Genomic DNA, 14,079 nt, shown 5'->3' on the forward strand with positions numbered 1-14,079 from the left:
CTTCCCTACTTTCCTACACAGAAATCACTAAATATCTTATTTACTAAATCTTCTTCTAACTCACTACCTGTAATCTCTCCTAAAGCTCTTAAAGCTGCTGTAACATAGATTGATATTAAATCTAAATACTCATTATTTTTAACTCTTACTAAAGCATTTTCAGCATTTTCTAAAGCTCTATATAAAGCTTGCTTATGACGTGAATTAGAAATTATTAAACTTTCCGCATCTATTTTTCCATTAAAGAATAAATCTTTTATAGTTTGCTTTAACTCATCTAATCCAATTTCTTCTTTTGCAGAAATTTTAATTACATTTTCAAAACTATCTAAGATACCCGATTCAATTTTCCACTCTAAATCAATTTTATTTAATATTAATATACATTTTTTATCTTTTACTGATTCAATTATATCCTTGTCTTCTTGATCTAATTCTCTTGAAGTATCTAATACTAATAATACTAAATCTGCTTCCTCAAGCTTCTCTTTAGATCTCTCTACTCCGATCTTTTCAACTATATCTTCTGTTTCTCTTATTCCTGCTGTATCTATTACCTTAACAGGAATACCATCTAAATTAATATATTCTTCAATAACATCTCTAGTTGTACCAGCAATATCTGTTACTATAGCTCTCTTCTCTCTTAAAAGAGCATTTAATAATGATGATTTACCAACATTAGGTTTACCTACTATAGCAAGGCTTAAACCTTCTCTTATAAGCTTTCCTTCATCAGCACCTCTTAATAATGTACTCATTTCACTTATACTCTTCTCTAAGCTTTCTGCTACTTTAAGAGGTATACTAGGATCAACCTCTTCATCATCTTCCGTAAAATCAACAGCAAACTCAACTAAAGCTAATATATTTAACATATACTCTCTTTGTTTATTAATTTGAGTTGATAAGTGTCCTGTACTTTGCATTAAAGCTGATTTCATAGCAAGATCAGTTTTAGCTTTTATAATATCCATAACAGCTTCTGCTTGAGACAAATCTATTCTACCATTTAAAAACGCTCTTTTAGTAAACTCTCCTGGTTCTGCTAATCTTGCCCCAGCCTTTATAACAGTTTCTAACACCTTATTAGTAGAAACAACTCCTCCGTGACAATTTATTTCTACTGTATCCTCTGCTGTAAAGCTTTTAGGCCCTTTCATAAAGCTAATAATAACTTCATCAATTAATTCTTTATTATCTATATCATAAATATGTCCGTATTTCATAGTGTAAGATTTCATAGTTTTAATATCTTGACCACTATGAGCTTTAAAAACTTTTGAGACAATATCTAAAGCTTTATCACCAGATACTCTTATTATTGCAATTCCGCCTTCACCTAATGCCGTTGCAATGGCACAAATTGTATCAAAATCCTTCATTTAATATCCTCCGCTTAATATAGTGACAAGTTAAAAATGACAAATTATTTATCAAGCTAACTTCATAGTTTCTAAAAATTACATTTTTTTATAAATTAAGCTATAACTTACTTTAATAATTAATTTGTCACTTGTCATTTCTTATAATTATTATACCCTAATTTCAATAATATTCATTTTACAAGACTATTTTATATAAGTCAAAGTTATAGCAGTTAAGAATTAAAAGTTTCTATTTAAGAATAATAGATGAAATTTTCACGAAGTTTGTAAAAAATAATATTAAAAACTGCATAGCAGCTTCACCTTGTACTCATAACCATTGTCTATTAACTTAAAAAAGGATGCTGCACTTTTGCAACATCCTTTTTTTCTATCTTTTAAGACTAACAACTATTCTTCTAAAAGGTTCTTCTCCCTCGCTATATGTGTTTATATCATTATAGCTTTGTAAGGCTGAGTGAATAATTCTTCTTTCATATGGATTCATTGGTTCTAACTTATAAGGTCTACCAGTCTTTTTAACTTTATATGCTGTTTTTTGTGCTACTCTTTTCAAAGTTTCTTCTCTCTTACTTCTATAATTTTCAGTATCAAGCACAACTTTCTTATAAGGAACATCGTGATTTTTATTCACTACTAAAGAAACTAGATATTGTAACGAATCTAATGTTTCTCCTCTATATCCTATTACTAATCCCATCTTAGGCCCAGATAAGTTAATGAAGATAGTATCATTTTCTTCTCTAACTTCAATATCAGCTGTAACTCCCATAGAATTTAAAACATTTGTTAAGAAGTTTTTACCTTCTAAGGCTGGATCCCTTTTTACAGTAACTTTAATTTTAGCAGGCTTAGTTCCTATTAAATTAAATAGTCCCTTACTACCTTCTTCAAGTACTTCAAACTCAACCTTATCCTCTGTTAGATTTAATTCATGTAAAGCATTTTTTAAAGCCTCATCAACAGTTTTACCTGTCATTTCAATAATTTTCATACCCTATTCACCCGCCTAATAAGATTAAACTATTTTTTCTTTTTCTTTGTTGTTATTGTAGTTTTATTTGGTTTTGATGCTAAAGCAGCTGCTTCTTTAGCCTTTTTCTTTTTCATAGCTGGTAAGTAATTTAAGAAATAAGTTTGAACTAATTGAATTACTCCCCCTGCTATCCAATACATAACTAAGATTGGTTGGAAGTTAATTGACATGAATCCCATCATACCAGCCATCATTATGTTCATTGTGCTCATATTCATTCCGCCTTCTTCTGGAGTTGGCATTGATTTACTTAATAGTAAAGATGGAATATATGTGCTTAATGCAGCTAATATTGCTAGTAGTATACCTGTCATATTAAATCCACTTGGTTGGAATACATTATTTATCCATAAGAATGATAAATCTGCACCTTGTGTTGGTGTAATACTATAAAATACACGATATAAAGCAAATAATATTGGTAATGGTAATAATGTTGGTAAACAACCGCCAAACATACTTACATTATTTTCTTTCATTAATTTAGAAGTTTCTAATTGTAACTTCTGTGGATCATTTTTATACTTAGCTTGAAGCTTTTTCATTTCTGGTTGAATCTCTTGCATTCTTGCATTCGATCTTGTTGACTTAATGTTTAACGGTAAAATTAATAATCTAATTATTACTGTAAAAATTAAAATTGCTAAAATATAAGAAAGACCTTCTCTTTCTGCTGGTACTCCTAAACTTACAATGAAGTTATGTAGTCCATTAAACATATTTACCATTGCGTTAACTATCGCATCCCACATTTTCTAATAACCTCCTCATTTAACTGGATCATATCCCCCATGTTTGTTAAAAGGATTACAACGTAAAATCCTCTTTATACTTAAATATCCACCTTTGGCCACCCCGTACTTTGTTATAGCCTCTTCTGCATACTGAGAACAGGTTGGTACAAAAATACAACAAGCTGGCCTTGTTGGAGAATAATATTTTCTATACAAATGAATTAACTTTAAAAGTAATCTCTTCATTTTAACGTAGTCCTGCCTTATTAAATAAGCTTATCATAGCATTTTCAACATCTTTAAATTTTTTATCCTTAATAGACGTTCTAGCAACAAATACAAAATCAAATCCTTGTTTTAAATTATCACAATTTAATCTATAGCTTTCGTATATTAATCTTTTGCTTCTGCTTCTAACAACACTATTCCCAACTTTCTTACTAACAGAAATCCCTACCTTATTATATAGGTCTCCATCCGATAACGAATTCTTTCTATTATTAAAAACATATAGAACTAGAAGATTGTTAGCGTAAGATTTACCTCTTCTGTAGACAAGTCTAAATTCTGCATTCTTTCTAATTTTATATATCATAGGTACAACAAAACTCCTTATTTTCCGCTATTTGCAGAAAAAAGGCCACTAAATGCGGCCCTTATGCTGTTAATTTTTTTCTTCCTTTTTGTCTTCTTCTCTTAAGAACTGTTCTACCAGAAGCAGTGCTCATTCTCTTTCTGAATCCATGTTCTTTTTTTCTTTGTCTCTTTTTTGGTTGGTAAGTCATGAACATTCAAATACACCCCCTTTGAGTGAAATTTTATATAGTAAAAACTTTTTACCACTTTAAAAATTTGAGATTTACTTAATATATTATATAGATTTCCCTTTTTACTGTCAATATGAATTAAATTCTAATAATATGTTAATAAAATTATTCACAGTTTATTTTTTGTGGATAACTTATTGATAATTTACATTTATGTGTGCTATTATAGAATTAAGTGTGAATAAGTTTGTGAATAACCCTACTTATCCACAACTGTGGATTATTTTGTGTATAACTTGTTCATTTTTTCTGAATAACTACACGATACGTATATATTATTATCACATTTATCCTAATTATTCATTGTTAATATTGTTCATATTTACATATAACATACTTGTGGATAATTTTCTTGTTATATACTTATATACATAATTATCTACATGTTAATATTTTTTATCAAGTTATTAACATAATCCCTTTAGTGTTAATAACTATGTTATTATATTGTTAATAACTTTTTTAAAATTTATTTTTGGAGGAAACAAAATGGAGACTGAGTTAAAAGGATTATGGGAAAAAACATTAAATATAATAAAAAGTGAAATGTCTGAGGTCAGCTTTAATACATGGATTAAAAGTTGCGAACCTATATCTATTTCTTCAAACACTATCAAAATCAGTGTTCCTAATTCCTTCACTCAGGATATATTAGAGAAAAGATATAAAGATCTAGTTATTAATTCAATTGAAGCTGCATGCTCAAAACTATATAAAATTGAATTTTTAATTGCATCTGAAATTCAGGATATAGAGGAAGTTCCTGAAAAGAAAAAAGCTTCAAATAATAAAGACACTATGTCAGTTACAGTAAATGATGAAATGTCTAGCACATTAAACCCAAAATATACTTTCGCTTCTTTTGTCATTGGCAATAGTAATAGATTTGCTCATGCTGCATCATTAGCAGTTGCTGAATCTCCAGCTCAAGCATACAATCCTTTATTTATTTATGGAGGAGTTGGTCTTGGAAAAACTCACTTAATGCACGCAATAGGGCATTATATACTTCAAAATAACCCAAATGCAAAAGTTGTTTATGTATCATCAGAAAAATTTACAAATGAACTTATCAATGCAATTAAGGATGATAAAAATGAAGAATTCAGAAATAAATACAGAAATGTAGATGTACTTTTAATAGATGATATTCAATTTATTGCTGGTAAGGAAAGAACTCAAGAGGAATTCTTCCATACATTCAATACATTACATGAAGCGAATAAACAAATAATCCTATCATCTGATAGACCACCAAAAGAAATTCCTACATTAGAAGACAGATTAAGATCTAGATTCGAATGGGGACTAATAGCAGATATCCAAGCGCCAGATTTTGAAACGCGTATGGCTATCTTAAAGAAAAAAGCAGATGTAGAAAAGCTAGATGTTCCTAATGAAGTTATGGTATATATAGCTACAAAAATTAAATCTAATATTAGAGAATTAGAAGGAGCATTAATAAGAATAGTTGCTTATTCTTCATTAACTAATAGAGATATTACTGTAGATTTAGCAAGTGAAGCCTTAAAAGATATTATCTCTAATAAACAAAATAAGAATATAACTATAGACATAATACAAGATGTAGTCGCTGCTTATTTTAATCTTAGAGTAGAGGATTTAAAATCTCAAAGAAGAACAAGAAACGTTGCATATCCAAGACAAATTGCAATGTATTTAAGTAGAAAATTAACTGATATGTCTTTACCTAAAATAGGTGAAGAATTCGGAGGACGTGACCATACTACAGTTATTCATGCTTATGAGAAAATTTCTGAAAGCTTGAATAATGATGAAAGCCTACAACACACTATAAATGATATAACGAAGAAGCTAACTCAAAAATAACTAACAACTGTACATAATAAATAGTGAATAGGCTGTGGATAAAATCTTAGTACACTTTTGTATGTTAACAATGTGGATAACGTAGTGAAATTTTTAATTACTTATCCACAGTATTTTTTTATAAAATTTATTGAAAAATCAGGGGTTGAAGTACTTATCCACATATCAACAGCCCCTACTACTATTATTATTATATAAATTTTATATTTATCTATATATTTATTTATAAATGCTTGTGAATAACTAAGGAGGTATATTATGAACATCATCTGTTCTAAACAAAAATTACAGGAAGGTATTTCTATAGTAACTAAAGCTATAACAGGAAAAACTACTATGCCTGTATTAGAAGGTATTTACATAGAAGCTACTAAAACTGGTTTAACACTTATTGGATCTGATATGGATGTAAGTATAGAAACTAAAGTTGAAGCTGATGTTTTACAAGAAGGAAAAATAGTAATAGATGCTAAGATTTTTTCTGAAATTATAAGAAAATTACCTAATTCAGATGTAAAAATAGAGGTAGTTGAAAATGATAGAATACAAATAGCATGTGAAAAATCTTTATTTAATGTTGTATTTATGAACCAAGCTGATTATCCAGCATTACCAACAATCAATGAAGATATAACAGTTGAAGTTCCTCAAAATATATTAAAAAATATGATTAAAGGAACATCATTTGCTATTGCTCAAGATGAAGCTAGACCAATATTACAAGGTATACTTTTCGAAGTTAAAGATAAACATCTTAATTTAGTAGCCTTAGATGGTTACAGATTAGCAGTAAGAACTGAATTATTAAATATTGATGATAGTATCGAAGTAGTTATTCCAGGTAAAACATTTAACGAAGTTGCTAAAATACTTGAAGATAACAATGATATAGTACAAATAACATTTACTAATAATCATATATTATTTAACTTAAATAATACTAAGATAATTTCAAGATTATTAGATGGTAAATTTGTTAATTATGCATCTTTATTACCACCTGAATATAAACTACTTGTTAATGTTAATAAACAAGAATTCCAAAATGGGTTAGAAAGAGCATCTTTAATGGCTAAGGATGGAAATAGTAATTTAATAAAATTAGATATTCAAGATGAGAGTGTTATAATTAGTTCTAATTCTCAATTGGGAAAAGTTAGGGAAGAAGTTGCAATAAATCTGCAAGGTGAAGGAATAGAAATTGCATTTAATTCAAGATATATCCTAGATGTATTAAAGACTATGGAAGATGAAAATGTAATTTTAGAAATGTCATCAGCAGTTAGTCCATGTGTTATTAGAGGAAGTGAAACTAATAATGCTAAATATTTAGTCTTACCAGTTAGACTAGTTAGATAGGAGGAACCTGTATAAACTATGCATATTAATACAGGGAAATGGAAATGGTAGAAGTTAAAATTAATACAGAATTTATAAAATTAGATTCGTTTTTAAAGTTTTGTGGGGCAGCATCATTAGGATCAGAGGCTAAAATGTATATTTTAGACGAATTAGTTTCTGTTAATGGAGAAATATGCACGCAAAGAGGAAAAAAATTATATGTAGGTGACGTAGTAGAGTTTAATGGAGAAGCCTATAAAGTGGTCTAATTATCAATAAATTCCCATTTTATCACTTTTATAGCTCTAATATGTTATAATTATGGGTGTTTAAAAATGTTTATAAAAAAATTACAAATGCTTAATTATAGAAATTATGAAGCTTTAAATATAGATTTAGGACCAAACGTGAATGTTTTTATGGGAGATAACGCTCAAGGCAAAACTAATATCCTCGAGGGGATTTATTATTGCGCTTTTGCAAAATCTCATAGAACATCTAGAGATAAAGAATTAATCAATTGGAAGTCTGAAAATGCTTTTTTAAGCGTAACTGTAGGCAGAGAGAGATTAGATAAAAGAATAGATATAAGTATCCTTAAAGATGGGAAAAAGGCTATAAGGATAAATAAAATAAAGATAAACAAAATTGGAGAACTATTTGGTAACTTTAATGTTGTTATGTTCTCGCCGGAGGATTTAAAGATAATTAAAGATTCGCCAGGAGTTAGAAGAAAATTTATAGATATGGAGTTATGTCAACTAGATTCTAAATATTATTATAATTTAGTTCAGTATAACAAAGTTCTTAATGAGAGAAACACTGTATTAAAAAATAGATCTATAAACAAAGATATTTTAGATATATATGATATGCAATTGGTTGAATTTGGATATAATATAGTTATGAAGAGAATTAATTATATAAATAAATTAAACCAATATTCAAAACAGATACACAATGATATAACATCTGGTAAAGAAAATATAGAATTTAAATATGTAAGTACTATTAGAAATCTAGAAAATATCAAAGAAAGTTTTTATTCTCAGCTTGAGAAAAATAGAAGTAAGGATATCGATAAAGGGCTTACATCAGTTGGACCTCATAGAGATGATTTTATGGTTTTCATAAATGAGATTGATACTAAAAGCTATGGTTCACAGGGACAGCAAAGAACTGCTGTATTAACTATAAAATTTTCATCTTTAAAAATAATTAAAGAATTAACAGGTGAATATCCGGTTTTATTACTTGATGATGTACTATCTGAGCTAGATTTTAGTAGAAAGAGATATATTTTAAGTACCATTGGGGAAATTCAAACCATAATTACTTGCACGGGGATAGAAGACTTGTATGAATACTTAGATGATAAATCTAAAGTTTTTAAAGTAAAGGATGGTGCAATCCTAAACTAGGAGGAGGAACTATTATGTTTTTACATTTAGGAGAAAACGTAGTTGTACCAATAAAAGATGTGATTGGTATTTTTGATATTGAGACATCTATGTATAGTTCAGATACAATATCTTTTTTAAGAATGGCTGAAGAAGATGGATTTGTTGAAAGAATCACAAAGGAAGCGCCAAAGTCGTTTGTGATTGCAGAAGTTAATAAAATGAGTAAGGTATATTTATCACCTATATCATCTTCTACTTTAACAAAGAGAACAAATATTGATTATAATACTTAAGTCCAATATTTAGCCTTCACACGTAATAAAAATTAGTATTTTAGGAGGAATTTATGTTGGAAGAAAATAAACAAAGCTATGATGAAAGTCAGATACAGGTCTTAGAAGGTTTAGAAGCCGTTAGAAAAAGACCTGGTATGTACATAGGAAGTACTAGTTCTAGAGGTCTTCATCATTTAGTATACGAAATAGTAGATAACAGTATTGATGAAGCTCTAGCAGGTTTTTGTAAGAATATCGAAGTAATTATAAACGAAGATAATTCAATAACTGTAATTGATGATGGTAGAGGTATGCCAGTTGGAATACATCCAAAGATGGGTAAATCTACAGTAGAAGTTATTATGACAGTACTACATGCCGGCGGTAAGTTCGGAGGCGGAGGATACAAGGTGTCTGGTGGTCTTCACGGTGTTGGTGCTTCTGTAGTTAATGCATTATCTGAGTATTGTGAAGTTACTGTTACAAGAGAAGGTAAGGTATGGCAACAAAAATATTCTAGAGGTAATGTTTTATGTGAAGTAACAGAAATTGCTGAAGCAGATGAATCTTTACATGGAACAAAGGTTACTTTTAAGCCAGACCATGAAATCTTTGAAGAAACAGAATATGACTTTGATATATTAGCACATAGATTAAGAGAGTTAGCATTCTTAAATAAAGGAATAGCTATAACATTAATAGATAAAAGAGAAAACGGGCAAGAGGAATCATATCACTATGAAGGTGGTATTAAAGAATTTGTTTCTTACCTAAACAGAAATAAAGAAGTATTACATCCAGAACCTATTTATGTTGAGGGTGAAAAAGATGGTATTATTGCAGAAATATCACTTCAATACAATGATGGATATAATGAAAATCTTTATTCTTTTGCCAATAACATAGATACAATTGAAGGTGGAACTCACCTTTCAGGATTTAAGACTGCGTTAACTAGAGCGATAAATGATTACGCAAAAAGATTTGGACATATAAAAGAAAATGATAAGAACCTTTCTGGTGATGATGCTAGAGAAGGACTTACAGCTGTTATTTCTGTAAAAATATCTGAACCTCAATTTGAAGGACAGACAAAGACGAAACTTGGTAACTCTGAAGTTAGAGGAGTAGTTGATTCTATAGTTGGAGAAGGTGTAAGTACATTCTTAGAAGAAAATCCAGCAGTAGGTAAAATTATAATAGATAAAGCTTTAATGGCTGCAAGAGCAAGAGATGCAGCAAGAAAGGCTAGAGAACTTACTAGAAAATCAGTGCTTGAAAGATCTACGCTTCCAGGTAAACTAGCAGATTGTTCATCTAAAGATCCTGCAGAGTGTGAAATCTATATAGTCGAAGGGGATTCAGCGGGAGGATCTGCAAAACAAGGTAGAAATAGAAAGTTCCAAGCTATATTACCTTTAAGAGGTAAAATACTAAACGTTGAAAAACAAAGATTAGATAGAATTCTTAATTCAGATACTATAAGAGCTATGATTACTGCTTTTGGTGCTGGAATAGGAAAAGACTTCGATGAAGAAAAACTAAGATATAATAGAATAATAATCATGACCGATGCCGATGTTGATGGTGCTCATATAAGAACTCTATTATTAACATTCTTCTTTAGATATATGAGACCTCTTATAGACGGTGGACACGTATATATTGCTCAACCACCACTTTATAAAGTTAGTAAGGGTAAGAGAGAAGAATATGCTTATTCCGATGAAGAACTAGATAAAATACTAGAAGAGTTTGGTGGAAAAGATAGTTCTATTAATATCCAAAGATACAAAGGTCTTGGAGAAATGAACGCTTCTCAATTATGGGATACAACTATGGACCCAGAACATAGAATACTTTTAAAGGCTACTATTGAGGATGCAATTGCAGCTGATGAAATATTTACTATCTTAATGGGAGACAAAGTTGAGCCAAGAAGAGATTTCATACAAAAGAATGCGAAGAAAGTAAGCAATTTAGATATTTAGTACTTGTTTTTTAGTACTATTATGAGGTGAGTACATGAACTTAAACGAGGGAAAATTTATACATGTAGATATAAATAAAGAAATGAAAAAGTGCTACATCGATTATGCAATGAGCGTAATCGTTGGTCGTGCACTTCCAGATGTAAGAGATGGACTTAAGCCAGTGCATAGAAGAATTCTTTATGCAATGCAAGAACTAGGATTAGAACCAAACAAAGGTTACAGAAAATGTGCCAGAATAGTTGGGGAAGTTTTAGGTAAGTACCATCCACATGGTGATTCATCTGTATATGATGCATTAGTAAGAATGGCTCAAGATTTCTCAATGAGATACATGCTTGTAGACGGACACGGAAACTTTGGTTCTGTAGATGGAGATAGTGCAGCGGCAATGAGATATACAGAAGCAAAGATGAATAAAATCGCAGTAGAAATGCTTAGAGATATTAATAAGAATACTGTAGATTTTATGCCAAACTTTGATGGTGAAGAACAAGAACCAGTAGTATTACCTTCAAGATATCCAAACCTTTTAGTTAATGGATCATCAGGTATAGCTGTTGGTATGGCAACAAATATTCCTCCTCATAATTTAGGAGAAATAATTGATGGAACAGTAATGCTAATAGATAATCCAGAATCTACAGGATTAGAACTTATGACTTGTATCAAAGGACCTGACTTCCCAACTGGTGGAATAATAATGGGTAAAGCAGGTATAAGAGCAGCTTATGAAACTGGTAAAGGTAAAATAGTTGTAAGAGCTAAGACTGACATTGAAGAGGAAAATGGAAGACACAGAATAGTAGTTACTGAAATTCCTTATCAAGTTAATAAAGCAAAGCTAATAGAAAATATTGCTGATTTAGTTAAGGATAAAAAGATAGTTGGAATATCTGACTTAAGAGATGAATCTGATAGAGAAGGTATGAGAATAGTTATAGAATTAAAGAGAGATGCAAATCCAAGTGTAGTTCTAAACCTATTATTCAAACATACTAAAATGCAAGATACTTTTGGGGTAATAATGTTAGCATTAGTTAATAATGAACCTCAAGTATTAAATTTAAAGCAAATATTAAGCAATTATATAGAATTCCAAAAAGAAGTTGTAACAAGAAGAACTGTATTTGAACTTGAGAAAGCACAAGCGAGAGCACACATTCTTGAAGGTTTAAGAATTGCTTTAGATAATATTGATGAAGTTATAAGCATAATTAGAGGTTCAAAAACTGGTGAAATAGCTAAAAATACTTTAATCGAAAGATTTGGATTATCAGAAAAGCAAGCTTTAGCAATCTTAGAAATGAGATTAAGAAGATTAACTGGTTTAGAAAGAGATAAAATAGAAGAAGAGTATGCTGAGCTAATGAAGCTTATAGATTATTTAAATTCAATCCTTGCTAGTGAAGAAAAATTATTAGGTGTAATTAAGGATGAATTATTAGAAATTAAGGCTAGATATAGTGATGAAAGAAGAACTCAAATAGAAAAAGTAGTTAATGATATTGATATCGAAGACTTAATTCAAGAAGAGGAAACAGTTATTACTTTAACTCACTCTGGATATATTAAGAGAATATCAGCTGATACTTATTCAGCTCAAAGAAGAGGGGGAAGAGGAATACAAGCAATGTCTACTAAAGAAGATGACTTTGTAGAGCATGTACTTGTTACATCAACTCACTCAGATGTATTATTCTTTACTAATAGAGGTAGAGTGTATAAGAAGAGAGCATATGAGATACCTGATGCTGGAAGAACAGCTAAGGGTATAAACATAATAAATCTTATACAAATTGAGCAAGATGAAAGAATTGAAACTGTATTAACTGTAAGGGATAATATAGTGGATGGATATCTATTCATGGCTACTAAGAAAGGTCTTGTTAAGAAGACTCCATTATCTGAATTTAAGAATTTAAGAAAAAGTGGACTTATAGCTATTAACTTAAGAGAAGGAGATGAACTTCTTAAGGTTAAGGTAACAAGAGGAGATGCAGATATAATAATAGTTTCTCAAGATGGTAATGCAATTAAGTTTAATGAAACAGATGTAAGACCAATGGGAAGAACTGCATCAGGTGTTAAGTCTATGAATTTAAGAGATGAAGATGTGGCAGTTTGTATGGATATAGCTTCTGATGAAGAAGAATTACTAGTAATAAGTGAAAATGGGTATGGTAAGAGAACTCCATTAACAGAATATAAGAGACAAAATAGAGGTGGAGTTGGACTTATAACTTATAAGATAAGCGATAAAACTGGTAAAGTAGTTGGAGCAACTGTATGTAAAGAAGAAGATGAATTAATGCTTATAAATACAAGTGGTGTTGCTATAAGAATTAATGTATCAGATATATCAATAACAAGTAGAGCTACAATGGGTGTTAGATTAATGAGAACTGGTGAAGAAGAATCAATAGTTGCTATTGCTAAAATTTCTAATACTGGTGAAGAAGAAAAAGATGAGCAACTTACTATAGATAATATAGCAGGTAATGAAGTTGCTGTAGAAGTAAAAGATAATAGTTTAGATAGATTATTAGAAGAAGCTGAAAAAGAAGAATAAAATATAGATTAAAATGGAATCCTATAAAATATGGGGTTCCATTTTTATTAAAAAACAAAAATCCTATAAATGATTTAAGATAAAAAGACGAATATATATAACTAAATAGGCGAATTTCTTAGGAAATAAGGTAGATATAAGGGCAGAATTATAATAATAATGATAAAAAAGATAATACTCTTATCCTGGTGTATCAATAATAGATAAATAGAGAGAAGCTAAGAAAATAGAAGTAATATTATAATAATTTCATAAAATGAACATAAATAAACAAAATAAAGAGTATATCAGATGGTAAGATAAATCTCGTCGCTGATGCCGAAGAAACAAAAACACAAAAACAAAGTGTTGACAGTAAATCGGATAAGTGATAAGATAAATCTCGTCGCTGAGGTAACGATGTGAAAAAAACTTTGAAAAAAGTTGTTGACATAAAGTTAAGTAAGTGATAAGATAAGAAAGTCGCTTGAAGCGATAACAAATATGGTCTTTGAAAATTGAACAGAATATAGTTAAAATAAATCCAGCAATTCTTTTGAGAGTTTTTAAATTATTAAAGACTCAAAGTAATTTGAGCAACAGATTAAACTTTTTATTGAGAGTTTGATCCTGGCTCAGGACGAACGCTGGCGGCATGCCTAACACATGCAAGTCGAGCGAG

General features: G+C 29.8%; 13 protein-coding genes and 1 rRNA gene. 8 read left to right on the forward strand and 6 right to left on the reverse strand.

Annotated elements, in window-relative coordinates:
• Nucleotides 1–5: 5 nt before the first annotated feature.
• The 6 genes from mnmE to rpmH all read right to left on the reverse strand — a co-directional run bounded on the left by mnmE (nt 6) and on the right by rpmH (nt 3,949).
• Nucleotides 6–1,385, reverse strand: a complete 1,380-nt coding sequence (gene mnmE / locus ARA56_RS11465) for a tRNA uridine-5-carboxymethylaminomethyl(34) synthesis GTPase MnmE (protein ID WP_055266804.1) — start codon at nt 1,383–1,385, stop codon at nt 6–8.
• A 373-nt stretch (nt 1,386–1,758) separates the two neighbouring features.
• Entirely contained in the window at nt 1,759–2,382 is a 624-nt protein-coding gene (jag, locus tag ARA56_RS11470) for an RNA-binding cell elongation regulator Jag/EloR (RefSeq protein ID WP_055266806.1), read from the reverse strand.
• Between the two features lie 29 nt (nt 2,383–2,411).
• On the reverse strand, nt 2,412–3,176 hold the full coding sequence (gene yidC / locus ARA56_RS11475; protein WP_055266808.1) for a membrane protein insertase YidC: 765 nt from the start codon (nt 3,174–3,176) through the stop codon (nt 2,412–2,414).
• Between the two features lie 15 nt (nt 3,177–3,191).
• Complete coding sequence (yidD, locus tag ARA56_RS11480; protein ID WP_055266810.1) at nt 3,192–3,404, reverse strand: membrane protein insertion efficiency factor YidD; 213 nt, start codon at nt 3,402–3,404, stop codon at nt 3,192–3,194.
• Between the two features lies 1 nt (nt 3,405).
• Entirely contained in the window at nt 3,406–3,753 is a 348-nt protein-coding gene (gene rnpA, locus ARA56_RS11485; protein ID WP_055266812.1) for a ribonuclease P protein component, read from the reverse strand.
• A gap of 61 nt (nt 3,754–3,814) precedes the next feature.
• Nucleotides 3,815–3,949: a 50S ribosomal protein L34 gene (gene rpmH, locus ARA56_RS11490; RefSeq protein ID WP_032116814.1), complete on the reverse strand. Its 135-nt coding sequence runs from the start codon at nt 3,947–3,949 to the stop codon at nt 3,815–3,817.
• Nucleotides 3,950–4,474: 525 nt separating this feature from the next.
• On the opposite strand from rpmH, the gene dnaA reads away from it, so the two are divergent.
• The 8 genes from dnaA to ARA56_RS11530 all read left to right on the forward strand — a co-directional run.
• On the forward strand, nt 4,475–5,836 hold the full coding sequence (gene dnaA, locus ARA56_RS11495) for a chromosomal replication initiator protein DnaA (RefSeq protein ID WP_055266814.1): 1,362 nt from the start codon (nt 4,475–4,477) through the stop codon (nt 5,834–5,836).
• Between the two features lie 258 nt (nt 5,837–6,094).
• On the forward strand, nt 6,095–7,195 hold the full coding sequence (gene dnaN, locus ARA56_RS11500; protein ID WP_055266816.1) for a DNA polymerase III subunit beta: 1,101 nt from the start codon (nt 6,095–6,097) through the stop codon (nt 7,193–7,195).
• 44 nt (nt 7,196–7,239) lie between these two features.
• Complete coding sequence (locus tag ARA56_RS11505; protein ID WP_055266828.1) at nt 7,240–7,446, forward strand: RNA-binding S4 domain-containing protein; 207 nt, start codon at nt 7,240–7,242, stop codon at nt 7,444–7,446.
• A 66-nt stretch (nt 7,447–7,512) separates the two neighbouring features.
• A complete protein-coding gene (gene recF / locus ARA56_RS11510) occupies nt 7,513–8,598 on the forward strand; it encodes a DNA replication/repair protein RecF (protein ID WP_055266818.1) in 1,086 nt (361 codons plus the stop codon).
• A gap of 14 nt (nt 8,599–8,612) precedes the next feature.
• Nucleotides 8,613–8,873, forward strand: coding sequence for an extracellular matrix regulator RemB (remB, locus tag ARA56_RS11515; protein WP_055266820.1), 261 nt, complete (start codon nt 8,613–8,615; stop codon nt 8,871–8,873).
• A 53-nt stretch (nt 8,874–8,926) separates the two neighbouring features.
• Nucleotides 8,927–10,846, forward strand: a complete 1,920-nt coding sequence (gyrB, locus tag ARA56_RS11520) for a DNA topoisomerase (ATP-hydrolyzing) subunit B (RefSeq protein ID WP_172675767.1) — start codon at nt 8,927–8,929, stop codon at nt 10,844–10,846.
• Nucleotides 10,847–10,880: 34 nt separating this feature from the next.
• Complete coding sequence (gene gyrA / locus ARA56_RS11525) at nt 10,881–13,418, forward strand: DNA gyrase subunit A (RefSeq protein ID WP_055266822.1); 2,538 nt, start codon at nt 10,881–10,883, stop codon at nt 13,416–13,418.
• A gap of 591 nt (nt 13,419–14,009) precedes the next feature.
• Nucleotides 14,010–14,079, forward strand: a 16S ribosomal RNA gene (locus ARA56_RS11530); the annotation flags it as partial.

Source organism: Clostridium disporicum, assembly GCF_001405015.1.
Classification (GTDB): Bacteria; Bacillota; Clostridia; order Clostridiales; family Clostridiaceae; genus Clostridium; species Clostridium disporicum_B.

Bases quoted from the DNA above. Each gene is read 5' to 3' on its own strand.
- dnaN (WP_055266816.1), top strand. From the start codon at position 6,095: ATGAACATCATCTGTTCTAAACAAAAATTACAGGAAGGTATTTCTATA.
- mnmE (WP_055266804.1), bottom strand. From the start codon at position 1,385: ATGAAGGATTTTGATACAATTTGTGCCATTGCAACGGCATTAGGTGAA.
- rpmH (WP_032116814.1), bottom strand. From the start codon at position 3,949: ATGTTCATGACTTACCAACCAAAAAAGAGACAAAGAAAAAAAGAACAT.
- yidD (WP_055266810.1), bottom strand. From the start codon at position 3,404: ATGAAGAGATTACTTTTAAAGTTAATTCATTTGTATAGAAAATATTAT.
- jag (WP_055266806.1), bottom strand. From the start codon at position 2,382: ATGAAAATTATTGAAATGACAGGTAAAACTGTTGATGAGGCTTTAAAA.
- rnpA (WP_055266812.1), bottom strand. From the start codon at position 3,753: ATGATATATAAAATTAGAAAGAATGCAGAATTTAGACTTGTCTACAGA.
- gyrB (WP_172675767.1), top strand. From the start codon at position 8,927: ATGTTGGAAGAAAATAAACAAAGCTATGATGAAAGTCAGATACAGGTC.
- yidC (WP_055266808.1), bottom strand. From the start codon at position 3,176: ATGTGGGATGCGATAGTTAACGCAATGGTAAATATGTTTAATGGACTA.
- recF (WP_055266818.1), top strand. From the start codon at position 7,513: ATGTTTATAAAAAAATTACAAATGCTTAATTATAGAAATTATGAAGCT.
- dnaA (WP_055266814.1), top strand. From the start codon at position 4,475: ATGGAGACTGAGTTAAAAGGATTATGGGAAAAAACATTAAATATAATA.
- ARA56_RS11505 (WP_055266828.1), top strand. From the start codon at position 7,240: ATGGTAGAAGTTAAAATTAATACAGAATTTATAAAATTAGATTCGTTT.
- remB (WP_055266820.1), top strand. From the start codon at position 8,613: ATGTTTTTACATTTAGGAGAAAACGTAGTTGTACCAATAAAAGATGTG.
- gyrA (WP_055266822.1), top strand. From the start codon at position 10,881: ATGAACTTAAACGAGGGAAAATTTATACATGTAGATATAAATAAAGAA.